The following is a 23,371-nucleotide window of genomic DNA, read 5'->3' on the forward strand; positions in this document are numbered from 1 at the left end:
ATTATGAAACATTGGGTTGAAGCCGCCAGAGTCAGAACGTTACCGCTATCAGTGTCCGGTATAATCGTTGGGAGTTTTTATGCTATGTCGCAAGGCATGTTCAATTGGAATATTGTCGTTTTTGCTTTATTGACCACTTTAGGCTTGCAAATATTGTCCAATTTTGCCAACGATTACGGTGACGGTATCAAAGGAACGGACAATCAGGATCGCGTTGGACCTATGCGCGCCATTCAAAGCGGTGTCATTTCTCCGGCTGCCATGAAGAAAGCGATGGTGCTGACTTCCGCAATTACCTTGTTGTTTGCCGTATTGCTGATTTACTTCGCGTTTAAAGACCATTATTTGCTTTACTCGTTTATCTTCTTTGTGTTGGGAATATTAGCTATCGCTTCGGCTATTCGTTATACGGTTGGAAAAGGCGCTTACGGTTACCGAGGTTTCGGCGATGTGTTTGTGTTTGTCTTCTTCGGTTTGGTAAGTACTTTTGGCGTGTATTTTATGTTTTCCAAAAGCATTGATTGGTTGTTATTATTGCCGGCTATTGCGATTGGTTTTTTAAGCGTTGGCGTTTTAAACTTAAACAACATGCGTGACGAAGCCAGTGACAGAAAATCGGGAAAGAATACTTTAGTGGTGAAAATGGGTGGTGCTGCAGCCAAGAAATACCATTATTTTTTGGTGATTTCAGCCATGATTTTGGTTTTGGTTTTTGCCTTTTTAAACGACTTCCATTTCGATCAATACATCTTTGTAGTGGCTTATTTCCCCATGATTAGCCATTTAATCACAGTTTACCGAAACCAAAACCCGAAGTTCTTAGATCCTGAATTGAAAAAATTAGCCATCAGTACATTTTTACTGGCGGTATTGTTGGCATTGTGCCTTATTTTCTTCATTTCAGATGTCGTAGTGAATTACGTTTAATAAAAATATTGTACAGTTATGAAAATTACCTTTTACGGTCACGCAACCATCGGCATAGAAATCGCAGGTAAACATCTTATTGTTGATCCGTTTATCTCCGGAAATCCAAATGCTGCTCATATTGATGTGAATGCTTTAAAAGCGGATTATATCTTACTAACACACGCACACCAAGACCATATTTTAGATGTAGAAACCATTGCCAAAAACAACAATTCAATTATCGTGTCCAATTGGGAAATTGCCTCTTATTACGGTAATAAAGGGTTTCAAAACCATCCGATGAATCACGGTGGTAGTTGGATATTTGATTTCGGTAAAGTGAAATATGTTTCGGCTATCCATTCCAGCTCGTTTCCCGACGGTTCTTATGGCGGTAATCCTGGTGGTTTTGTGATCGAAGGCGAACACAAAAACATCTATATTTCAGGCGATACAGCCTTAACCATGGACATGAAGTTGATTCCGATGCGTACTAAATTAGACTTGGCCATTTTACCTATTGGAAGCAATTTTACTATGGACGTAGAAGACGCCATTTTAGCGGCTGATTTCGTTGATTGTGATAAGGTATTGGGTTGTCATTACGATACTTTCGGTTACATCGTCATCAATCATGAGGAAGCTAAGAAGCAATTCTTCGACGCCGGAAAAGATTTGATGTTGTTGGCTATCGGTGAAAGTATTCAGCTATAATTCAAAGTAATCTTCTAAAACGAGAGTGTCATTTTTTGGCACTCTTCTTGTTTTTTAAACGAAAAAAAATACCATGAAATTTTATCTTACCACATTCTGTTTGTTCTTTACAGCTGTTTTATTTGCTCAAAATAGCGAGGGTTATTGGGATAATGTTCGCACCACCAACGAAACCATTATTGTAGAGGCCGGAAAGCGCAAAGCTATCAAGTCGGCCGATTTTCCTGCAGGAACTACAGAAATGGTTTTTCGCATTTCACTACTGGACGACAATCAAAAAATCAGTTCGAGTTTGGTCTCGCTCTTAAAAGCAATTCCGGATCCGAGCGGCATTAGTCAAGGGACAGCGGGAGCGGTTTTTTTGCTTTCCACCATTACAGGCGAAGACAAGTGTAGGTTTTATGTTTTTGCCAACGAAACCGATGCTTTACAATTTGAAAAATCCGGGGCTGTTAAAAATGCCTGTTTTGCTCAAGAAGAACCGGTAAATAAAGCAGCTAAACTTTTGTCTGAAGATTCCAAATGTTTGTCGGCTACCCCTAAAAACCTTTGGTTTGCCTTTGAAAGTGACAATTGGGTAATGAAGCAAAAAATTGTCTTAGAAGTAGTGCCTTGGGTAGATAATAGTTTAAAAAGCGGCTGGTCGACTCAAGCCAAAAAAGAACTTTTGAAAACGATTCAGCAGTCGGATATCGCTTTAAAAGTAGCGAATAAAGACTTGTGGTTCGGAACATTTTTAGAGTTGTTTACTAAGAAATACAATTATGCCGAGTACCAAAAACTATTGACTGCAGAGAAAGTAAAAGCGATGGAAACGGCTTCGGAAGAGAGTTTGGTCAAATCAGGGCAACTCAATAGTTATTTGGAAAGTCTGCGCAAAGAAGCACAACAACTTCGTTTCAGCACCAAAACGCCTGAAGCAATTCTAACCATTCAAAAAGAAATTATCGAGAAAAAAAGAGCCACGGCCGCTGATTACGGCTTGTTAGGTAGTTTGTATTTGTCGTCTAAGCAATTTGTTAAGGCGGAAGAAGCTTATTTGAAAGCGGTTAGTTTGGATAAAACAGCGTTGAATTACCAATTGCAATTGGCACATGTTTATTTGTTTACCAATCAATTGAGTGAGGCGAAAGACCTACATATAAAATACCAAAACAATCATTTATCTGATGGGAAAAGCTGGGCTGAACAAACTAAATCCGATTTCCAACAATTCGAAAAAAACGGATTTGATACTTCCGATTTTAAAAAGATTTTACGCCTTTTAGACTAAAGATGAAAGCAACCTATCATAAATACATACTGCATTTTAAACAACCATCCGGAACGTCACGCGGTGTTTTAACCGATAAAGAAACGTGGTTTTTGGTCTTGGAAGAAAACGGGAAAAAGGGCATAGGCGAGTGCGGAATTTTACGCGGACTCTCGGCAGATGACCGACCGGATTATGAAGAAAAATTACAATGGGTTTGCGACAATATTCATCTCGGTGCTGAAAAATTATGGGAGGAATTAATGGAATTTCCTTCAATTCAGTTTGGAGTAGAAATGGCTTTTTTATCGTTGCAAAGTGAAAATCCATTCGTTTTGTTACCTTCAAAATTTACTTCCGGAGCTGCTTCTATAGCGATAAACGGATTGGTTTGGATGGGTGATGAAGCGTTTATGAAACGTCAAATTGAGGAGAAAATTGAACAGGGTTTTCGTTGTATCAAAATGAAAATCGGCGCCATAGATTTTGAAAAAGAGAAGGCGTTATTACGCTTTATTCGTCAAAATTTCGATGCGGAAACTATGGAGATTCGGGTTGATGCAAACGGTGCTTTTTTTGAAAATGAAGCTTTAGATAAAATCAATCAAATAACTGGTTTTCAAATTCATAGTATAGAGCAACCAATACAAAAAAACAAGACTGACATGATGTCAGTTCTCTGTAAAAACACCCAATTACCCATTGCTTTAGACGAAGAACTCATAGGCGTTTTTTCTTTGGCTGATAAAGAAGCGTTACTGCAAAAAGTTCGTCCGCAATACATCATTTTGAAGCCGAGTTTTATTGGTGGATTTCGAGGTACTTCCGAATGGATTGCCTTGGCCGAAAAATACCAAATCGGTTGGTGGATAACTTCGGCTTTGGAAAGCAATATCGGTTTGAATGCGATTGCCCAGTTTACCTATTTACAAAATAATCCAATGCCGCAAGGTTTAGGAACGGGCGCTTTGTATACTAACAATTTTGAAAGTCCGTTACAAGTTGCCCAAGGCCAACTTTGGTATCGAAATGAACTCGAGTGGGCATTTGATTTGGACCAACTTTAATCGCTTCGAATCAAAAAAAATACTCCGTGAATCTCAGTCACATTTTTTAGTTACACAGAGATTCACGGAGAAAAAATGAGATTCACAGAGTTTTATTTTCCCCAATCAATTTTTCGAGAGAAATACATCACGGCTCCGAGGATTAAAAATAAGCCTATACTTCCTACCAACAGCGCATAATCTTCCATTTGAATAATCACATAAATGAAGCTGTACAAAACCGTCAGTGCGGCGGCTATAAACAGCGCGAATTTTCGGTTCTTTAAAATCGATATTGAGTAGAGCGTAATCATCGTAATAACTGCCGTTCCGGCTATCGCGTAAGCCAAACTAAAGCTACTGTGTTCCGTAATTGAAATGAGCAAAGTGTAAAACATGATGAGTGCGATTCCAATCATAGAATATTGGAAAATGTGAATGTTGATTTTGCTCACCGACTGGATCAGAAAGAAAATCAGAAAGGTCAAGCCAATGACCAAAAAGCCGTATTTAGACACGCGTTCGTTTTGTTGGTATTCGTCTACTGTATCAATTAATTTGACGCCGAATTTATAATCGTCTAAATTGGGTAAAGAAGCCGCGTATTGTTGGCTAAAAGTTCGGTTGATATCGAGTATTTTCCAATCGGCGTGAAACCCGTCTTTGTTGACTACTTTGGTCGCATCATTAGCGGCAAATGAACCTTCTAAACTGGGCGATTCCCAATCGGAGTTCATGGAAACCTTTGTGATTTTCCCAATCGGAATAAAGTTGATGCTGTTGCTGCCGTTGTACTGAATATCGAAGTGAAACTGTATCGGTTTTCCCGCTGCCAAATTGGTATAATTAAATAAGGTCGTGGCTAAAATACTGTAGTCGGTTTTGTCTTCCGGCTGTGGTTCAAATAGCAGTTTTTCGTTGTTGAGCTTGATAGACAACTCGCTTTTGATGCTTTTTAAGTTGGTCGTTCTCACCAAAACAGCCGCTTTGTCCCATTGTACATTTTCTGTCGGAATGTTGAGTTTGGCAAAATTAGGCGCAGTAAAACTTCCATTGAACTTCATATTTGCCGTAAAGACTATCGGATTGAAGATGCCGCGTTTTAGCGATTCGTTTTTCTTTACCTCGGAAACGTTGTTCAGTTCATTCGGAAAGAAGTAGGCATATTGTGTGAAAGCCCGTTTCTGAATTGTAGTCGCGCCGGTTTTGGTATCGGTGACGTTATAGTTTTCATACGTTTGATACGGAATTCGGAGTATAGGTCCGTAGAACGTGACGTCGCTTCCCCAAAGTGTAGCAATTTCTTGGTCAACTTCGTTTTTTCGCTCAGAGCGTTCCCGAATCAAATCTTGCACAAACAGAAGCGGAATGAGTAAAAAGAGGGTTAATAATCCCACCATAATCATTTTGGCGGTATTGGATTGTAAAAATGATTTTGGCTCGTTGCCTTGATTTTCTTGATTTTCCATGAGGTTGATTTTTAAAAGTGACTGTAATTAAATATAATGTTGAGGTATAAAAAGGCGATTGGAAGATTGGCTAACATGATGAGCATTTTGATGGCAATTTGTTCTCGGTTGTCCCAATGAAGCAGTAGCTCAATTATCAGACTGATAAAAGCAACGGTGTTTACCAATAACGCGCATATCACATAGCAAATTCCGATGTAGATTAGAGTTGGATTAGGATGAAGCATAAAGGCGAAGAACAGCAAAGAGCCTACGCCAAAGGAACCTAAAGCCAAGTACGTGGTAAACTTGCTGTCGTTTTCAGCATTGTTTTCTAAGGTAGTTTCCATAATTATTTGATATTAAAAGTGTTTTGAATGTTTTTGAGTGGCAGTAACAGCATTTTCTCAAAGGGTAAATCGTAAAACTGATGTGCCGATTTTCCGCGTCGGTAAAAGGTATGGAAGCGTTTCCATTGCATAGGGTAGAAGAGTGTTCCGATAACAATCACAGCAAACTGATACGGGCTTCTCTTGCCGTTACCCAATAAAAAATATTGCATTCCTATTTCTTCTGTTACCGAAACACCGGTATTGGTTAGGACATGAAATACATCGTGATCTTCCAATTTGGGTTGGATTTCAAAATTGTATTTCAATAAAAAACAGCCCATGTGAAAGCCTAAACTCTCCGGCGGATAACGAATTAACTCTTTAGAAGTTATGGGCCAGGGTTCGTTCTTTTTAAAAAACTTTTGATAAGGCTTTTTGCTCCATTCGTACATTTTCTCGATGATTAAATCTCTCATAATTCTTAATTAAAAGTACTTTGAAATACAAAGTAAATAGATAAAAAAATAGCGTTAACTTTTCTGTATTAATTTTTCAAGCGCTTCAATGTGTTCTTGAAAGGCTTTTTTCCCGGCAACTGTGGCGATGTAGCGTGTATTTGGTTTTTTACCAATGAATTGTTTTTCAATCATGATGTAGTTTTCGTTTTCCAGCGCTTTGGTATGACTGGCCAAATTGCCATCGGTTACGCCCAATAATTCTTTGAGCATGTTAAAATCGGCACTCTCATTGACCATCAATACCGACATAATCCCCAAACGGATTCGGTGATCAAAAGCTTTGTTGATATTTTGTATGAGGTTTTTCAACTTAATTTCTGTCGTACTTATAATACATCACGGCGCCGTAAACGATATGACAAATTCCGAATCCTACTATCCATACATACAAGCCGTAACCGGAATATTCTACGGCAATCAATCCCAAAATAATCTCGGTGATTCCCAAGTAGCGCACATCACGCAATGTATACTTACTGGCATTAACACAAGCCAATCCGTAAAATATCAATGTAATAGGTGCTATAAGCCCGTATACACCGTGTCTCAATAAAAGTAGGGCCAAAATACCTCCGGTGAACAACGGGATGCAAAAATTAATTAACAGTCTTTTTGACGATGGATTCCAAACTTTTTCACCTACTTTTTTAGCTTTCTTTGCGGTTAAGAAATAGGCAGTTACTAAGGACAAAACCAAAACTACTATGGCTACCGCTATGATCTGTTTGAAAGTAGTGCTCTCTAAAGTTATGAATTCAGCATGATGATTGTCGATTAAAAAGTTAACGACTACAGCACCACACAAAGCATACAATCCGGCTAATATCCCCGACAATCCGCTTAAGGAGATAAATTGTGTCGATTGCGCCATCATTTGTTTGATGTCTTGTATGTCTTTTAAATAATCTTTCGCTTCCATTTTAAAGTACTTTGAAAAACAAAGTAAATGAAATATTTTTCCGTGACCAAATGTTTTTTCAATTATTTTTGAGAAAAATTAGTCTCATGAAAAAAGTGCTCTTCGGTGGCTTGTTATTATTGACATCGTTAGGTTTTTCGCAATCTAATGACGAACAAATGTTGCAATCGATTTACAAAACCGCTCTAACGAATTCCCAATGTTATTCGTGGTTAGACGATTTATCCAATAAAGTAGGCCAACGTTTATCAGGTTCCGAAGGTGCTCAAAAAGGAGTGCTTTATACCAAACAACAACTGGAAGCTTTAGGGTTGGACCGCGTATTTCTGCAAGAAGTGATGGTGCCCAAATGGGTGAGAGGCGACATGGAAACCGCCTATATCATCGATGCTAAAACTAAGATTAAGGTACCGATTTGCGCTTTAGGCGGATCGATAGCTACGCCAAAATCGGGAATTACAGCAGAGGTGATTGAAGTCCACAGCTTAAAAGAATTAGAGACTTTAGGCGAAGCCAATATCAAAGGGAAAATTGTTTTTTTTAACCGTCCGATGGAACCCGACAATATTGATACCTTTTTGTCCTACAGTCGATGCGGCGATCAAAGATATGCCGGTGCTGCCGAAGCGGCTAAATTCGGAGCCATTGCTACCATAGTGCGTTCCCTGAATTTAAGATTAGACGATTTTCCGCATACCGGAGCCACCAGTTATGGCAGTTTACCAAAATCACAATATATTCCTGCTGCCGCTATCAGTACCAATGGCGCGGAATTGTTGAGTAAAAAGTTGAAAGAAAATCCGAAGTTGACTTTCTTCTTCAAACAATCTTGTCAACTTTTCGAAGATGTACTGTCCTACAATGTCATAGGTGAAATTAAAGGTTCGGTTCATCCGGAGAAAATTATGGTGGTGAGCGGTCACTTGGATTCTTGGGATTTAGCCGATGGTTCACACGACGACGGCGCCGGTTGTGTGCAAAGTATGGCGGTTTTGGAACTCTTTAAAAAACTGAATTACCAACCTAAGAATACGATTCGTGTGGTTTTGTATATGAATGAAGAGAACGGTGGTAGAGGTGGAAAACAATATGAAGCGGAGTCCAAACGCAATAATGAGAACCATATTTTTGCCGTGGAAAGCGATGCGGGCGGTTTTACTCCGAGAGGTTTTTCTTTAGAGTGTGATGATGCGAATTTTGCTAAAGTCAAAAGCTGGGTACCGCTATTTGAACCTTATTTGATCCATCTTTTTGTAAAAGGTTATACGGGTGCCGACATTCATCCGTTAACTTCAGAGAAAATTGTAAAAGCCGGTTTGCGTCCCGACTCGCAACGTTATTTTGACCACCATCATGCGGCTAACGATACTTTTGACGCCATTAATAAACGAGAATTAGAACTGGGCGCCGCCACTATGGCTTCCTTGGTGTATTTGTTTGACCAATACGGAATTGATTAATTGAAACCCGCTGAACATTATATCATCAATCAACCATCTCATTACAGAGATATTCTTCTTAGTATAGTTGATGTGGTGAAACAAACTTTGCCCGAAGCTACTTTAGAGTACAAATGGGGTATACCTTATTTTTATTACAAGAGAAAACCTTTTTGTTATTTGAATGCGAGTCACAAAAAGCAATATGTAGATGTAGGCTTTGCTAAAGGATTCCAATTACAAAATCACTTAGATCATTTAATAGCGGATAACGGCAGAAATACGATAAAATCGTTGCGATATTATACTTTAGAATCGATAGACATCAAAGTGTTGACACAAGTAATTTTGGAAGCCGAAAAATTATATTAAATAAAAAGTCCCGAATCATATTCGGGACTTTTTATTTTTAATTCTCTTTTGCTTTGTAAATCCAACCGGTTTTGGCTTCGCTGCCGTTGTTGAATTCGATGACATAATAATACGTTCCGTCCGGAAGGTCATCGCCATCGTCTGATTGGCCTTTCCATTCGTCTTTATATTGGTTTTTGCTGTAAACTTTCATACCGTAACGGTTGAATAAAGTTAAATTTTTCACATCCAATAAACGCAAATCGAAGAACTCGTTTTTACCGTCATTATTAACTGAAATACCTTTTTGGATACCACAGAAAATTCTATCTAAGGTAATCGGCTCGTTTCTCCAACAACCATCCGGAGTAGTCACGGTTAATGAGAACGTAATAGGTAAAGTTGGTACAGATGACAAACTAAATAAGTATTCTGTTACATTGAACGTAGTAGCATTTGATCCTACCAATTGCAGGTTACTGTTGTACCAAGCGTAGCTGGCATTATCAGTATTAAAGGTGTCGTTAACGGCGGTAACTTCCAATGTGAAATTATTGCCGATACAACTGCCGCTAATTTCAAAATCGAAACCACTTTGAACGGTTACGGCTAATGAACCGTTGGTGGCACATTGACCGGCATTCGGTACAAAATTGTAAGTACCCGAAACCGTATTGTCTATTACAGCCGGAGTCCAAGTTCCTGAAATTCCTTCTAATGAAGAAGTTGGTAAAGATGGTGCACTTTCGCCTATGCACAATTGACCAATAGAGGTAAAAGTAGGTGTTATATTAGGATTCACCACTACAGTCATAGTAGTTGTGCTGGCACATTGACCGCCGGTAGGAGTGAACGTATAAGTTGTAGTTGCCGTATTGTTTAAAGCCGGTGTCCAAGTTCCGCTAATGGTATTGTTGGAAGTGGTTGGCAAAGCATTCAAAGTACCGCCGCTACAGATAGGAGAAACCGCTGTAAATGTTGGTAAATTCGGCATATTTACGGTTACCGTTAAACTACCGCCTGTGGCACACTGACCGGTATTCGGCGTAAAGTTATAAGTGCCGGTTTGTGTATTGTTTACTGTCGACGGTGACCAAGTGCCGCTAAATCCTTCTATAGAAGTTGCAGGTAAGCTTACTGCATCACCTTGACAAATAACGATGTTGTTGAAAGTAGCCGCAACAGTTGCATTTACATTGATAGTACCATTGGCTACCACTACATTACAGCCACCTGAAGTAGTTACGGTATAATTGAAAATACCTGATGCCGTAGGTGTTCCGCTAAGAATAAACACTCCGGTAGTATTGTCGTATGAACCATTAACTCCAGCAGGTAATCCGCTTACCGTTACATTAGTAGCATTGGTTGCGGTGTACAAAATATTTTGAATGGCAGTATTGATACAAACGTTTTGCGTGTTGTTAGCCGAATCTAAAGTCAAGGTAACAGCCGGTGTTAGCGTTACAGTTCCTGAAGCCGGTGTAGAAGAACATTCTGTTGAGGTTACACTAACCGCATCCAGAAGATTCCCCACAGTAGCATCTCCGCCTGAACTTGATACTGATACAAATCGCAAGGAATAGTTACTACCTCCTGAGGATGGAACAGTATAAGTTAAAGTATGGAATACCCAAGCAGCGTTACCATCGTTAAACAGACCTAAAGAAGTGTAAGGTCCGCCAACAGGGCCTATTTCTACGCGAACCACATCATTACCCCAACGGCCTTTGTGGGCGAATGAAATTTGCAATTCGGCACCCGGATAAGTCGTAAAATCTTGGAAAACAGTGGCAGTAGAATTGCCATTAATTTCAATTAATTGTGTGCCTTGGTAAGCTACTGAACTTTCAAATCCTTGAGGCCATACTTCTAAAATGCCGTCAGATGCATTGGTTTCCCAACAAGGGACAGCACTTTCATTCAGCATATTAGGGAAAGCACCGGTAGTAGCAGGGTTTTCAAAACTTCCGTTACAAAAAATGGTACCGACTGGAGTTACCGTTACTGTATAAGTACCGGCCACATTGGTGGTAAAGCTTGCGACATTACCAGGATTGGCAAATCCGGAAGGTACAGTCCATGAATAGATGTAATTGCCCGGAGTTTGTGGTGTAGCAGTTATCGTCGTAGTTTGGTTAAAACAGATCGTTTCGCTATTAACCGTTACTACAGGTACATTCGGATTGGTTAAAGTAATTACCTGATTTGAAATAAAAGTACAGTAAGTGGTTGCCAGACTAAAGTTAGCATAAATTCCGGCATTTAATCCTGTTATGATGATTTGACCGTTGCTGTCAGATGTCAAATTCAGTGGGCCAACAGGAACAGTATCATCAGTGTAACTTACACTCAAGGCCTGATTTGGATTAAGACCGTTGATAACAATAGTTCCACTGGTTCCGTTACACGTTAACGGATTAGTGCCTGAAACCAATACGTTGGATTGTGCGTTTAACGTAATGGTATTTGTTGTGTTAATGTTACAACCATTGGCTACAAATGTAAATCCGTTATAGCTTCCTATGCTCAACCCTGGCATTGTATAATTTCCTGAAGCATCGGTACTGATTGTGTTTGGACCAACGGATGAACTGTTATAAGAATAAGTGAAATCGTAAGTAGTATTTGGAGCTAAAGCGCTAATAGTTATACTACCGTCTGCTGCACTACAATCAGTAGGATTTACAGCCGTGTAAGTCGGATTAGCCTGAAGTGTATAAGTAGCTATAAAGTTAGTTCCGTTATTATTGATAACAACAGTGTCGTCACATTGTGTAGTAGAATTGACATCACCGGTAATATCGTAGTATACTTCAATTACATAATCTCCCGGAGGGAAAGCGGTTAAATCAACCGGTGATTGACTGTCGTTTAAAACCATTTGCCATTTTTGATCACCCGGACTACATGGACCACCGCTAGGGAATGAACCTGAAATACAATCGTTGAAGAAAGGTAAATTCAAAACTGTAAAAGCGCCAGGTGTTCCTGAGGCAGGATAAATGCGGTAATTCATTCGGGCACTACAAACATTAGCTGTAGCAATTTTGAAAGTTTTTACTTCGCCACCTCTCAATTTAAAGGATCCTGAATTGGTTAAATAGGTTCCGAAGTCGGTGTTAGGGAAAATATTTTGAGCTGGTCCGATGATAGAAGTCCCTGAACCAACAGTGTTAAAGAAGTTGTTATCTTCACAATTGGTCAACCACGTAGCGCTGGCAAAACTTCCGAAGGAACAATTTTGATAAACCGTAACCACCAAAGTTGTTGGATCGGCACATTGACCGGCATCCGGTGTGAAAGTATACGTTGCTGTTTGTGTATTATCTACCAAAGCAGGTGACCAAGTACCTGTAATGTTATTTAAGGAGGTAGTTGGTAACGTTGGTGCTGAATCACCACTACAAATTGGTGCAGGTGACAAGAATGTAGGTGTAATAATTTGGTTTACCACTACATTTTGGATTACACTCAAAGCACATTGATTTGCATCCGGTGTAAAGGTGTAAGTACCCGATTGTGTGTTGTTGATAGTTGAAGGCGACCAAGTCCCGTTAATATTGTTATTAGATACCAATGGTAAAATAGGAGTTGTTTCTCCGTTACACAATGGAGCAATTGTTGTAAAAGTTGGAGTAATATTGGTATTTATAGTAACATTAATAGTCAGAGGTGAAGCACATGAACTAGCCACTGGAGTAAAGGTATAGGAACCGGATTGGGTATTGTTAATCGCTGAAGGAGACCAAGTCCCGTTGATACCATTATTGGAGGTTGTTGGTAGAATTGCTACCGTAGCTCCTTCACAGTAAGGGCCAAAAGTGTCAAATGTAGGCGGTATATTGTCATTAACCTCTATGGTTACGCTATCGGTTACGTCTTGCGGACAAACGGTATTGCCATCTGTTGAAGTTGCGGTAATGGTATAAGTACCTGCAGTAGTTGGCGTAAAGTTTACCGTAGCGCCGGTTGTAGCATTTAAGCCAGTGGAAGCAGGTGATGTAGTCCAATTATAACTTCCGTTTCCACCTGTTGAGTTTAATGTTACGGTTTCTCCCAAACAGATTTCAGTGTCGGAGGCGGTTGTATTGACTTGTGTTTGTATACCACTATTAGCGGCAATTACATAGTCGCAAACATCTCCTCCATAACCATCTATCATAATATAGTATGTATTTCCAACTACCAAACCATTGGCGGAGATATTGGTTGAACCGCTTGGTACAATTCCGGGACTCCAGCAAGTTAAATTGTTTACTGCACCTGAACAGTTATTGGCACTGAAAATCATAATTTGAATTCCGCTGTTATCTTGTGAACTTGTTACCCAAACATCAAATGAAATCGTGGTTGATGTTGCCACAAAAGTCAAAAACGAATTGTTTTCAATAGAACCACAAAAAGTACTGTTTAATTGTGACCAATAATCAGCAGTGTATGTAGAAGAAGTACTTCCGCAATATCCGTTAAGGTTACAAATTGGAGTAGCAGTTTGACAAGTATTTCCTGCCGGTTGATTATTGATGCAGTTAGGTGGCGGAACAGGTGTACCAATACAAACATTAAAAGTAGAGGTTTGTCCAGTAGTTGAGGTATAGGAGTAAACTCTAACATAATATACTTGACCAATTGTTAAATTGTTGGCTGTACTGTTGTTAGGATCGCTACAGTACAATTGTGTTAAGGCTCCGCAATTTCCAGAGTATAGTACATGATACAGATCTGTAGTACTTCCGCTTACGTTAAGTAAGGAGATTAAATGTTGTGTACTGGTAGCAGTAAACTTAAACCATACATCATCATCGTCAGTGCCGTTACAAGTATTGCCTTGGGCTGAAGCGGTTGCCCCTAGAACACTTCCTCCTGTAACCAACGAACAAGTGGTTGTACTATTGACAGGTACATTAACGGCATTTATACATTCATCATTAGCGATTAAAGTAGTAAAGGAAGCTTTATTAGACCAAAAACTGATATCTGCAGGGTTACAGATGGCTCGAACATAAACATCAAAAGCAGTAGCAGAAGTTAACCCGCTAATAACATAAGAGTTGGTATTTGATATGGCTCCCGTTGAAGTTGCGGTCGGCGCCGGTGAACCTGCCGGTAACCAGATTACCTCCCAGCTAGTTGCCGTACCGACCTCCGTCCAATTTACTGTAGCACCATTTTGTCCTATATTGGAAATGTTTACGGCTGTTGGTTTCGGACAAGTTGGAGGTGGTCCACAAATGATAGTGGCGTCCCAACCGTCCGCAGTCAAACTAGTATCGGAAGTAAATACAAAGGTTAAACACCCATTAACAGCACTTGAGGTAAATGATGGCGGTATTGTTGTCCCGGTAAAGTTTCCTAACAAGGTTCCTGTTGCACTATTTCCGTCGTAAATTTTTAAAAAGTCAAAACCACTTTCCAGATTGAAAGTATTGAAAACAACAGTAACTTGATCTCCGGGTGTACCGGGACAAATTACAGTTGTCACGTTAGCATTATTGTTATAAGTACCGGTGGCTCCTCCGGTATCATAAAAATGATTACCGGCACAATAATTTGCTGCTGTTGTGAATAAGAATGGTCCTGTCCAAGCACTAAAAGTTCCGTTACCACAGTCGGCTCTGACATAGAATTGGTAATTGGTACCCGAATTTAATCCGATTGCCGGATAATTGGTATTCACATTTGTTTGTACTCCTGATCCCGATGGTATGGCTGAACCTGCTGTTTGTACAGCAACTTCCCAAGAAGTAGCTCCACCTGGGTTAGCCCAACTCAAGTTAGCAGAAGTTTGTGTGATTCCTGAAGCTGCCAATGTAGTTGGCGGCGGACAGTTAACGGTTTGAAGTGTTAAAGTATAGCCTGTGGTTTGTGGAGTAGCCCAAGTTGAAATTACTATGTAATAGGTAGTACCTGCGGTAACTGTCAAATCGAATGTTCGCACACCTGTACCGGAATTTCCAACTCCTGCAACACAGTTAACACCAATATTGGCACAACTATTATAAACAAATATTCCAGAGTAAGTAGCGGTTGGTGTCATACTAACATTGATTACACCATTAGTAGTAGCAGTATAGGCGTATACTACATCATTTCCGTTTAGATAATTATTGGTGGGACCACAGCTTGTACCGGGAATTCCTTCAATAGCAGTATTATCACTATAATTAGAGGTATTGTCTGTTGTTGTGTATGGCAATGTCGGTATCACTATAGGTGCGCTGCAACTTAACCCCGGTGAAGAAGTAGAAAACGCAAATGGCCCTACCCATTGACTGCTGGCTCCGTTGGCACACAAAGCACGAACGTAATATTTGTAGTTGGTAGTTGGTGTAAAGGCTACACCCGTTGCCGTAGCAGTAGCAGTATACGGAGGAAGTCCGTTGTACACCACTCCGGTTCCGGTTGGGGTATTGGCAAAAGGCAATACTTCAATCTCCCATGAGTTAGCCCCACTGGTGTTGGTCCAAGTTAAGTTAGCAGAGGTTTGTGTAATTGCATTAGCCCCCAAATTTGTTGGGTCTAAACATTGTTCAACTATACTAACATTATCAACCAACCAACGGTCTCCGTCCAAAACTCCGAGTGGTTGTGTATAAACTTTTACAAACGACACATACACTTGTTGTCCGGCATAAGCCGCAAGACTCACTACCTTTTCTTCGTAAATATTGTAGGTAGCCGTTAAAGTTGTTTCGTCCCATTGCTGTACTAAAGTATACGCTGCAGGATTGGTTTGTGAAGCAGTAGCGGGAGCAACCTTAATTTGATAAAGCGTTCCTTGATTACCCGTGGTAAAGCTTCGAGTGTAAAAACGAAGCTGACCATTCGTAGGAATGGTTACCAATGGAGTTGCCAAGTAATCCTCGGAAGTATTGTTCTGCCCGATGTTTTCACGATTTACATAGGCCGCATTAGTGCCTTGATAAACAATCGGAGGTGTTGGAGGTGTAACCACAGTTGAGTTGATTCCCCATCGCTGAACGGTTCCTACTCCGTTGTCAAAAACGGCCCAGTTTCCCGTTCCTAAAGTCCAGGTCGTAGAAGGAAGTGCAGCCGGACCGGTTGTTGATTCGAATCCTTCCAAAGCCATTTGTGAGTAGCCACAAATTGACATCAATGAGGTCAATATTAAAATTGTAATTTTTTTCATAATGGGTGGTATTTGGTCGAGGGTAATAGCGGGGAAGGGAATCAGACTTTAAAAATGCCTCCTATGGTCACAATTCTCTGTAAAAAGAAGAAATGTTGGGAAGCCCGGTCTGCACTGCTATGCGTGGTTCTGATGTCATTCATGTCAATGTAACCACCTTTAAATTCAGTCTGCAAAAAGAAGTGTTTGAAGAAAGTAAAATTCAATCCTACTTTGGCAGAAACACCATACCCGGCAATGTGAAAATCGTCATGACGTTCTTTTCCCATCAGCATGGCATTTGTTTTCGGGTATAAGATTCCGGCGCCAACACCCTCTGTGACGTTGATTTGAAAGATATCGGTATTATTTATTTTAAATAATTTAGAAATATCGTCAACACGACTGAATTCGGTATTGATATAATTTAACCCATCGGTGTGTTCGAAAGTCAAGAAATTTTCGGTAAGGATTATTGGGTCATTGTTATAAGTACCGTCAAAAGGGCCTCCCTCATTGATGGTTCCGTTGATGGTAACAGTTTGATTCTGGTTCATCACATATTTCATGTGGTCAACACCGATAGAGATGTTGTAGTGATCGGAAATAAAATAGCCAATTCGTAAATTCGTTTGAGGAATGGTCATTCTTGCCGGATTAAAGTAATCGATGTGCCATCCTTTGGGTTTATCATTGGCGGAAACATCGTTTAGGGTAAAATTGTAATTCTCACCTTTGAAATGAATATCAGATTTTGAGAAGCTTTCACGGTTTCCACCCCAGAAAATGTACATTTTTCCTTTGTTGTGAGCGGTATATTTACTTGGATTTACTTGTTGGTCTTGCGCTGATACTGGTTGCGATAAGGCACAGAATGTCAGTAATGAAATTAAAAATAAATTTTTCAAGGCTTTGGGTAATTAAATTAGAAAGAGTTAATGGTTTTTCGGATAGCCACCAAACGTGTCATTAGGTTTTCAAAATAGTCTAAGTGTAACATGTTAGCGCCATCGCTTTTTGCATTGGCAGGATCAAAATGGGTTTCGATAAAAATCCCGTCAACTCCTACAGCAATTCCGGCTTTAGCGATAGTTTCTATCATGTCCGGTCGTCCTCCGGTTACACCGGCGGTTTGATTGGGTTGTTGAAGGGAATGCGTTACATCTAAAACTGTAGTAGCATATTGTTGCATGGTTGGAATACCTCTGAAATCCACTATCATATCTTGATAGCCAAACATGGTACCTCTATCGGTTACCATTACGTTTTCGTTGTGGCAATCTAAGACTTTTTGTACCGCATGTTTCATGCTTTCCGGACTCATGAATTGTCCTTTTTTCAAGTTAACTGTTTTCCCGGTTTTGGCTGCAGCCACTACCAAATCGGTTTGTCTGACCAAAAAGGCAGGGATTTGCAATACGTCTACATATTGAGCAGCTCTGTCGGCATCTTCATTGGTGTGGATGTCGGTTACTGTTGGAATGTGAAATGTTTCGGAAACTTTTCTAAGTATTTTTAAAGCTTTTTCATCTCCTATACCGGAGAAACTGTCAATTCGGGAGCGATTGGCTTTTTTAAACGAGCCTTTAAAAACATAAGGGATGGCTAACTTATCGGTAATTGCAACTAATTTTTCGGCAATTCGCAATGCCATTTCTTCGCCTTCAATGGCACATGGACCGGCTAGCACAAAGAAATTTCCACTATCAGTATTTTTGATTTGTGGAAGGGTATTAATATTCATAAAATAGAGGTTTTAAAAACCGCTAAGTTATGAATAATTTGCTTACTCTGAGCAGATAATTTTCGGACTTATTTTTTGATACTCAGGCCTACAGGAACCAATAAATACCCTCGTTCGTAAATGTTTAAATACAATTTTGCAGGACTTGTTTGGCCTTCCCAGTGCAATTCGTAGACGTCTAAAAATCCGGCTCCCATTTCGCTTCTTTTGGAGGGAAACGGACAACAACTTTCAATTTTAGTAAACGTAATTTTTTCACCGTTAGGACCGGCTAAAGCATTTAAGAATCGTTCGGCATTGAGATTTTCATCTTTGGCATTTTTGAAAAAAACATTGATCGGATAATCAGGGTCGTAACCGTATTTTTTATCTTTACTGTATTCCGTCAGCACAAACGTATTGTTTTTGGTAAGCACAGGAATAGGAGCGTTATCGTCTACATTCTTTAGTGTTGATTTGGTACTGATACAAGAAGCAAACAAAACCACAATGGCCAACAGCGATGAAATTTTATACAATCGTTTCATAATAAAAATGTTTTTAAAACCGTTTGCAAGAACCGTGCAATTATTTTTTGGTTCGCAAAAAGAAAGCGGCAATCGCACCCGAAATAGTGCCCATCGACAAAGCACTGAATACGCTCTGTATCATAAAACTTTTCAAGTTGAAGTAGGCTAGAGCGTCTTCTGTGGTGATATGACGGGTTAGTAACGGACTTTTAGTTTTGTATTCGATTATGGTTTCAAAAAAATGAGGTGTGATACTTTTGTAAATCACCAATTGTGCTATCGGCATTAGTATCGCTATAAAAAAAGATAAAACAACGCCACTTATAAAGCCTTGTGACCAGGTCATTTGATTGTTAAAGAAGTACTTCTTCTTTTCTGCCAAAGCCAAGAAGTAAAATAACAAAGCCGGAATCCCGAAGAGATTCGTGTAAACAGCGTATTGATTAATGTGTTGGTCGTGCAGTCCCATAAATTTTTCACCAATAGCCCAAGCCAAAACCAACAATATAAAGCGCAAGGTCCACTTTATTTCAATGCTGAAATTTTTCATATCAAAGTCGAATTTGATTTCAAAAGTACTTCATTTCGATAAAATTTCATCTTTCCGACATTTATATTTCTATTTTTGCGTAAAAATGAGCTAATATGGAATTTATCAGTCAAACTTGGCATTGGGCCATTTCCGGTTTTTTGATTGGAATGGTGATGCTGATACTCAATTATTTTGGTAAAGTTTTCGGAATGTCCTCCAATTTAAGATCGCTTTGTGCCATGACCGGCATAGGTAAAAAAGTCCCTTTTTTCGATTGGGATTGGAAGTCACAACGTTGGAATTTAGCTGTAGTAGCCGGCGCCATGTTAGGTGGTTTTGTAGCTGTACATTTTATGAGTGATGCTTCGAATGTAACTTTGAATCCGAAAACGGTTGAGCAATTAGCCACTTTAAATATTGAAGCACCAAACGGAAAGTTACTGCCTGAATCTGTTTTTGGTACAGCAGCTTTACAATCGCCTAAAATGATTTTTATCTTACTGCTGGGTGGCGTTCTGATTGGTTTCGGATCTCGCTATGCCGGTGGCTGTACTTCCGGTCATGCCATATCTGGTTTGAGCAATTTGCAGTTACCTTCTCTAAAAGCGGTTATTGGTTTCTTTATTGGCGGATTGTTGATGGCACATTTTATTTTACCCTTAATTTTCTAAGCTATGAATTTATTGAGATATATAATAGTAGGTTTTATTTTCGGAATAGTGTTAACAAAGGCCGAAGCCGTTTCTTGGTATCGAATTTATGAAATGTTCCAATTTCAATCTTTTCACATGTATGGGATAATTACGGTAGCAATTCTCACAGGATTGGTGGGCATTCAAATTATTAAAAGAAAACAATTGAAAGACATTGATGGTAATCCTATTGTCATCCAAGACAAAGAAAAAGGAAACATGCGTTATTGGATAGGCGGCATCCTTTTCGGATTGGGTTGGGCTATGGTTGGTGCTTGTCCCGGACCTATATTTATACTGTTAGGCGCCGGATTTTGGAGTGTTGGACTTGTCTTGTTCGGAGCAGTTTTCGGTACTTTTTTGTACGGTTTAGTCAAAGACAAATTACCGCACTAATCGGATTCACATCCATAAAGCAAAAGACAAGATTGGGTTTAAACAGATTTTTTGGTCACACATCGACAATTTGACCATTGGCATATAAGTTATTATTACATTTAAAATAACAAACAACTCAAAAAACAATCTTGTTGATACCATAACTAACCCTGTTATCTTATCAACTTTGCCACCTCTTTCTTCGGAATCAGGTGGTTTTTTTAATCGGCCAAGCGGCGTAGTTTGTTTCTGTCTGTTATTTTGATGCGTTTGCCGTCGAGTTCTATCAGTCCGGCTTTGTTGAGTTCAGATAGTAATCTTATACAACTTTCCGTGGCTGTTCCGATCATTCCGGCTAATTCTTCACGAGAGAGTTGTAATTTCAAGCAACCATCTTCTGTTTTTCCGAAGTTTTCTTCCAAGTATATTAAGGTTTCCGCTAACCGCTCTTTAACGCTTTTTTGTGCCATAGAAACCATGTGATCGTCTGCTTCTTTCAAATCTCCGCAAATGGTTTTCATTACATTCATGGAGAAGTTATTGTTTTGATTGAAGAACTGCATGATTTCTGTTTTCGGGATAAAGCAAACCTCCATATCTTCTAAGGCAACGGCACTTAAGTTGGTAGGTTCTTCACTAATCATGGAACGCTGTCCTAACAATTCGCCCGGCTTAACCAATTTAACAATTTGATCTTTGCCGTTAGCACTAAGTTTGGTCATTTTACAAACACCGTCTTTCACACAATAAATCCCGTGAGTGGTTTCGCCTTCTTCAAAAATAACTTCCCCTTTTTTAATAGTATAAGAGGTTTTACAATCGGCCATTCTCAGCAATTCATCCTTATTTAAGGCTTTTAGCGAACTGAATTGTCTAACGATACATTGTTCACATTTACTCATGGTATTCTTTATTGGTTACTACAAATATATTTAAAGTATGACAAATATCATATTTTAATTTTCATACTTAAGTGACCTTTGTTACAGGTAAAATGAGCAAATTAAAAAAGTATGAATCCATCACAGTGTTTCCATTGTGGTAATGAGATTGTAAAAAAAGACGAGATCTTATTTGACGACAGACATTTTTGTTGTAACGGTTGTAAAACGGTTTATGAAATATTCAGTCAGAATGATTTGTCTTGTTATTACGATTTTCAGGCAGCGCCGGGCGCTACACCACCAGATATTAAGGGCAAATATGATTTTTTAGCCAATGAAGAAATTGTTACTAAACTCCTCGATTTCCAAGAAAGTGCAACAGCCATTGTTTCATTGTACATTCCTCATATACACTGTAGCTCGTGTATTTGGATTTTGGAGAATTTACAAAGGCTTCAGCCGGGAATAATAGCCTCTCAAGTTAATTTCCCCAACAAGAAAGTCCGCATTACCTATCATCCTGAAAAAACCAACCTCAAAGAGATTGTTGGATTGCTTTGTGCCATTGGTTACGAACCTTACATCAGTTTAGAAAATTACACCGAAGGCAAAAAGAAAGTCGATCGTACCTTAATCTACAAACTTGGAGTAGCTTTTTTCTGTTTCGGCAATATCATGTTGTTGTCGTTTCCGGAGTATTTTGAGGTAGGCGAATTTTGGATAGAGCAGTACAAAGGCTTTTTTCGATGGTTGATTTTTGCTTTGTCTTTACCGGCTTTTGTTTACTCGGCCTCGGGTTATTATGTAGCTGCTTGGAAAAGCATGAAACAAGGATTGCTCAATATTGAGATTCCGATTGCCTTAGGAATTGTAGTGATGTTTATCCGCAGTACAGTTGATATCGCTTTCGATTACGGTCAGGGCTTTTTCGACAGTATGTGTGGCTTGATTTTCTTTATGTTATTAGGGAAATTATTCCAACAAAAAACCTACGATTTCTTATCTTTTGAACGCGATTATAAGTCTTATTTTCCTATTGCTATTACCAAAGTATTGCCCGATGGTTCGGAAGAAGCTGTGCAGGTTTACGATATTAAAAAAGGAGACAGATTGCTGATTAGAAACCAAGAGTTGATTCCGGTTGACGGGATTTTGATATCCGAAAAAGCTTCTGTAGACTACAGTTTTGTAACCGGTGAAGCGGTGCCGATTGAAAAAAAATCGGGCGATAAAATTTTTGCCGGCGGAAAGCAATTGGGGAAAGTCATCGAAATGGAAGTCTTATTCTCCGTTTCTCAAAGTTATCTGACCCAATTATGGAGCAATGATGTCTTCCAAAAAAGAGTGGCTCAAAAACACAAATCCATCACCGATAAAATCAGTCATTATTTTACACCGGCTTTATTATTACTGTCTGTGGTGGCTTTTATTTATTGGATATTTATTGATGTTTCCACCGCTTTTAATGTATTTACCGCTATCCTAATTGTGGCTTGTCCGTGTGCGTTGGCTTTAACAGCGCCATTTACTTTAGGCAATGTGTTGCGCATTATGGGGAACCGAAAATTATACCTCAAAAATGCCATCGTTATTGAACAATTGGCCAAAGTAGATACCATCGTTTTTGATAAAACCGGAACGATTACCACCAATAAAAAAACAGCCATCACTTATGAGGGTGAAGCTTTAAATGAGTTCGAATTGCGACTCTTAAAAAATGCCCTCAGAGGTTCAAATCATCCCTTGAGTCGCCGATTATACGATTTTATTCCACCTCAAGAAAAGCAGGAAGTCAAACATTTTGAAGAAGTGATTGGAAAAGGTGTTTTTGCCGAATTAGAGGCCGGAACGGTAAAATTAGGTTCTTCTCAATTCTTGCAACACATGAGCGAGAATACCCATAAAAAAACAAAAGTGCATGTTGAAATTAGTGGTGTTTATAAAGGAAGCTACGTCTTCAATAACCAATACCGACAAGGCTTGGAGCAATTGTTTGAGGCATTGGCTAAAAAGTACCAATTGGTAGTATTGTCGGGTGATAATGACGGAGAGCGTCGGATTTTAGAAAAGATGTTGCCGACCGGAACGCAGTTGGTTTTCAATCAAAAACCGGAACAAAAGTTGGCTTATATCGATGCCTTACAACAACAAGGTAAAAACGTAATGATGATAGGCGATGGGTTAAATGATGCCGGAGCTTTGGCACAAAGTAATGTTGGGATTTCAATCTCAGAAAATGTAAATGTGTTTTCACCGGCCTGCGACGGGATTTTAGATGCGAGTCAGTTCCACAAGATAGCGTTCTTTTTAAAGTATTCTAAAAATGCGATGCTGACCATTTATATGAGTTTCGGCTTGTCATTATTGTATAATGTAGTTGGTTTGAGTTATGCGGTAACCGGAAATTTATTGCCTATAGTGGCGGCTATTATCATGCCATTGAGCACTATAACTATTGTAAGTTTTGTAACGGTAATGAGCAATCTTTTCGCTGCAAAGAAATAATAATCGAAGTATGACAAATGTCATATTTTAACCCATAGGCTAAAGGTAACTTTGTCTAACACAAATT

General features: G+C 39.3%; 20 protein-coding genes. 9 read left to right on the forward strand and 11 right to left on the reverse strand.

The genetic code is table 11. The features are described from left to right. The first annotated feature begins 3 nt into the window (after positions 1–3). The 4 genes from menA to SK086_RS11290 all read left to right on the forward strand — a co-directional run bounded on the left by menA (position 4) and on the right by SK086_RS11290 (position 3,942). Entirely contained in the window at positions 4–927 is a 924-nt protein-coding gene (menA, locus tag SK086_RS11275) for a 1,4-dihydroxy-2-naphthoate octaprenyltransferase (RefSeq protein ID WP_324691725.1), read from the forward strand. A gap of 18 nt (positions 928–945) precedes the next feature. Next, positions 946–1,623 carry a metal-dependent hydrolase gene (locus SK086_RS11280; RefSeq protein ID WP_324691727.1) on the forward strand — a complete coding sequence of 226 codons (678 nt, stop codon included), beginning with the start codon at positions 946–948 and terminating at the stop codon, positions 1,621–1,623. Between the two features lie 73 nt (positions 1,624–1,696). Continuing rightward, the gene (locus SK086_RS11285; protein WP_324691729.1) at positions 1,697–2,896 is read left to right on the forward strand and encodes a hypothetical protein; all 1,200 of its coding nucleotides are present in this window, start codon (positions 1,697–1,699) and stop codon (positions 2,894–2,896) included. A gap of 2 nt (positions 2,897–2,898) precedes the next feature. Beyond that, complete coding sequence (locus tag SK086_RS11290) at positions 2,899–3,942, forward strand: o-succinylbenzoate synthase (RefSeq protein WP_324691731.1); 1,044 nt, start codon at positions 2,899–2,901, stop codon at positions 3,940–3,942. 92 nt (positions 3,943–4,034) lie between these two features. Here the strand turns inward: SK086_RS11290 and creD are convergent, their stop codons facing one another. From creD to SK086_RS11315, 5 genes are read right to left on the reverse strand one after another with little or no spacing between them, the layout of a single operon-like run. Then, positions 4,035–5,390 carry a cell envelope integrity protein CreD gene (creD, locus tag SK086_RS11295; protein ID WP_324691732.1) on the reverse strand — a complete coding sequence of 452 codons (1,356 nt, stop codon included), beginning with the start codon at positions 5,388–5,390 and terminating at the stop codon, positions 4,035–4,037. A gap of 11 nt (positions 5,391–5,401) precedes the next feature. Beyond that, entirely contained in the window at positions 5,402–5,719 is a 318-nt protein-coding gene (locus tag SK086_RS11300) for a hypothetical protein (RefSeq protein WP_290873434.1), read from the reverse strand. A 2-nt stretch (positions 5,720–5,721) separates the two neighbouring features. Beyond that, positions 5,722–6,177, reverse strand: coding sequence for a hypothetical protein (locus SK086_RS11305; protein WP_324691733.1), 456 nt, complete (start codon positions 6,175–6,177; stop codon positions 5,722–5,724). Positions 6,178–6,231: 54 nt separating this feature from the next. Continuing rightward, the gene (locus SK086_RS11310; protein WP_324691735.1) at positions 6,232–6,528 is read right to left on the reverse strand and encodes a winged helix-turn-helix domain-containing protein; all 297 of its coding nucleotides are present in this window, start codon (positions 6,526–6,528) and stop codon (positions 6,232–6,234) included. Position 6,529: 1 nt separating this feature from the next. Further along, complete coding sequence (locus tag SK086_RS11315; RefSeq protein WP_290873443.1) at positions 6,530–7,138, reverse strand: hypothetical protein; 609 nt, start codon at positions 7,136–7,138, stop codon at positions 6,530–6,532. Positions 7,139–7,224: 86 nt separating this feature from the next. On the opposite strand from SK086_RS11315, the gene SK086_RS11320 reads away from it, so the two are divergent. Both SK086_RS11320 and SK086_RS11325 read left to right on the forward strand, forming a co-directional pair. Then, positions 7,225–8,598 carry a M28 family peptidase gene (locus SK086_RS11320; RefSeq protein ID WP_324691737.1) on the forward strand — a complete coding sequence of 458 codons (1,374 nt, stop codon included), beginning with the start codon at positions 7,225–7,227 and terminating at the stop codon, positions 8,596–8,598. After that, complete coding sequence (locus SK086_RS11325) at positions 8,599–8,949, forward strand: DUF1801 domain-containing protein (protein WP_324691739.1); 351 nt, start codon at positions 8,599–8,601, stop codon at positions 8,947–8,949. 37 nt (positions 8,950–8,986) lie between these two features. On the opposite strand, the gene SK086_RS11330 is transcribed toward SK086_RS11325, so the two are convergent. The 5 genes from SK086_RS11330 to SK086_RS11350 form a co-directional block, all read right to left on the reverse strand. Further along, positions 8,987–16,081: a T9SS type B sorting domain-containing protein gene (locus SK086_RS11330; RefSeq protein ID WP_324691741.1), complete on the reverse strand. Its 7,095-nt coding sequence runs from the start codon at positions 16,079–16,081 to the stop codon at positions 8,987–8,989. 41 nt (positions 16,082–16,122) lie between these two features. Next, on the reverse strand, positions 16,123–16,968 hold the full coding sequence (locus SK086_RS11335; RefSeq protein WP_407652326.1) for a hypothetical protein: 846 nt from the start codon (positions 16,966–16,968) through the stop codon (positions 16,123–16,125). Positions 16,969–16,985: 17 nt separating this feature from the next. Continuing rightward, on the reverse strand, positions 16,986–17,804 hold the full coding sequence (kdsA, locus tag SK086_RS11340; RefSeq protein WP_290873456.1) for a 3-deoxy-8-phosphooctulonate synthase: 819 nt from the start codon (positions 17,802–17,804) through the stop codon (positions 16,986–16,988). A 68-nt stretch (positions 17,805–17,872) separates the two neighbouring features. Continuing rightward, a complete protein-coding gene (locus SK086_RS11345) occupies positions 17,873–18,331 on the reverse strand; it encodes a 2-dehydro-3-deoxyphosphooctonate aldolase (protein WP_324691743.1) in 459 nt (152 codons plus the stop codon). A gap of 40 nt (positions 18,332–18,371) precedes the next feature. Next, entirely contained in the window at positions 18,372–18,863 is a 492-nt protein-coding gene (locus SK086_RS11350; protein WP_324691745.1) for a DUF4199 domain-containing protein, read from the reverse strand. A gap of 95 nt (positions 18,864–18,958) precedes the next feature. Here SK086_RS11350 and SK086_RS11355 point away from each other — a divergent pair, with 95 nt between their 5' ends. Then, positions 18,959–19,516 carry a YeeE/YedE family protein gene (locus SK086_RS11355; RefSeq protein WP_324691747.1) on the forward strand — a complete coding sequence of 186 codons (558 nt, stop codon included), beginning with the start codon at positions 18,959–18,961 and terminating at the stop codon, positions 19,514–19,516. 3 nt (positions 19,517–19,519) lie between these two features. Further along, complete coding sequence (locus SK086_RS11360; RefSeq protein WP_290873468.1) at positions 19,520–19,933, forward strand: DUF6691 family protein; 414 nt, start codon at positions 19,520–19,522, stop codon at positions 19,931–19,933. A 203-nt stretch (positions 19,934–20,136) separates the two neighbouring features. Here the strand turns inward: SK086_RS11360 and SK086_RS11365 are convergent, their stop codons facing one another. Further along, on the reverse strand, positions 20,137–20,817 hold the full coding sequence (locus SK086_RS11365) for a Crp/Fnr family transcriptional regulator (protein WP_324691749.1): 681 nt from the start codon (positions 20,815–20,817) through the stop codon (positions 20,137–20,139). A gap of 111 nt (positions 20,818–20,928) precedes the next feature. On the opposite strand from SK086_RS11365, the gene SK086_RS11370 reads away from it, so the two are divergent. Next, positions 20,929–23,304 carry a heavy metal translocating P-type ATPase gene (locus SK086_RS11370; protein WP_324691751.1) on the forward strand — a complete coding sequence of 792 codons (2,376 nt, stop codon included), beginning with the start codon at positions 20,929–20,931 and terminating at the stop codon, positions 23,302–23,304. Positions 23,305–23,371: the final 67 nt, after the last annotated feature.

It is taken from the genome of Flavobacterium cheonhonense (assembly GCF_035671315.1).
Taxonomy (GTDB): domain Bacteria; phylum Bacteroidota; class Bacteroidia; order Flavobacteriales; family Flavobacteriaceae; genus Flavobacterium; species Flavobacterium cheonhonense.

What these genes read in the sequence shown, in the direction of transcription:
- menA (WP_324691725.1), top strand. Translation starts at nt 4, where the DNA reads ATGAAACATTGGGTTGAAGCCGCCAGAGTCAGAACGTTACCGCTATCA.
- SK086_RS11280 (WP_324691727.1), top strand. Translation starts at nt 946, where the DNA reads ATGAAAATTACCTTTTACGGTCACGCAACCATCGGCATAGAAATCGCA.
- SK086_RS11285 (WP_324691729.1), top strand. Translation starts at nt 1,697, where the DNA reads ATGAAATTTTATCTTACCACATTCTGTTTGTTCTTTACAGCTGTTTTA.
- SK086_RS11290 (WP_324691731.1), top strand. Translation starts at nt 2,899, where the DNA reads ATGAAAGCAACCTATCATAAATACATACTGCATTTTAAACAACCATCC.
- creD (WP_324691732.1), bottom strand. Translation starts at nt 5,390, where the DNA reads ATGGAAAATCAAGAAAATCAAGGCAACGAGCCAAAATCATTTTTACAA.
- SK086_RS11300 (WP_290873434.1), bottom strand. Translation starts at nt 5,719, where the DNA reads ATGGAAACTACCTTAGAAAACAATGCTGAAAACGACAGCAAGTTTACC.
- SK086_RS11305 (WP_324691733.1), bottom strand. Translation starts at nt 6,177, where the DNA reads ATGAGAGATTTAATCATCGAGAAAATGTACGAATGGAGCAAAAAGCCT.
- SK086_RS11315 (WP_290873443.1), bottom strand. Translation starts at nt 7,138, where the DNA reads ATGGAAGCGAAAGATTATTTAAAAGACATACAAGACATCAAACAAATG.
- SK086_RS11320 (WP_324691737.1), top strand. Translation starts at nt 7,225, where the DNA reads ATGAAAAAAGTGCTCTTCGGTGGCTTGTTATTATTGACATCGTTAGGT.
- SK086_RS11330 (WP_324691741.1), bottom strand. Translation starts at nt 16,081, where the DNA reads ATGAAAAAAATTACAATTTTAATATTGACCTCATTGATGTCAATTTGT.
- kdsA (WP_290873456.1), bottom strand. Translation starts at nt 17,804, where the DNA reads ATGAATATTAATACCCTTCCACAAATCAAAAATACTGATAGTGGAAAT.
- SK086_RS11345 (WP_324691743.1), bottom strand. Translation starts at nt 18,331, where the DNA reads ATGAAACGATTGTATAAAATTTCATCGCTGTTGGCCATTGTGGTTTTG.
- SK086_RS11350 (WP_324691745.1), bottom strand. Translation starts at nt 18,863, where the DNA reads ATGAAAAATTTCAGCATTGAAATAAAGTGGACCTTGCGCTTTATATTG.
- SK086_RS11355 (WP_324691747.1), top strand. Translation starts at nt 18,959, where the DNA reads ATGGAATTTATCAGTCAAACTTGGCATTGGGCCATTTCCGGTTTTTTG.
- SK086_RS11360 (WP_290873468.1), top strand. Translation starts at nt 19,520, where the DNA reads ATGAATTTATTGAGATATATAATAGTAGGTTTTATTTTCGGAATAGTG.
- SK086_RS11365 (WP_324691749.1), bottom strand. Translation starts at nt 20,817, where the DNA reads ATGAGTAAATGTGAACAATGTATCGTTAGACAATTCAGTTCGCTAAAA.
- SK086_RS11370 (WP_324691751.1), top strand. Translation starts at nt 20,929, where the DNA reads ATGAATCCATCACAGTGTTTCCATTGTGGTAATGAGATTGTAAAAAAA.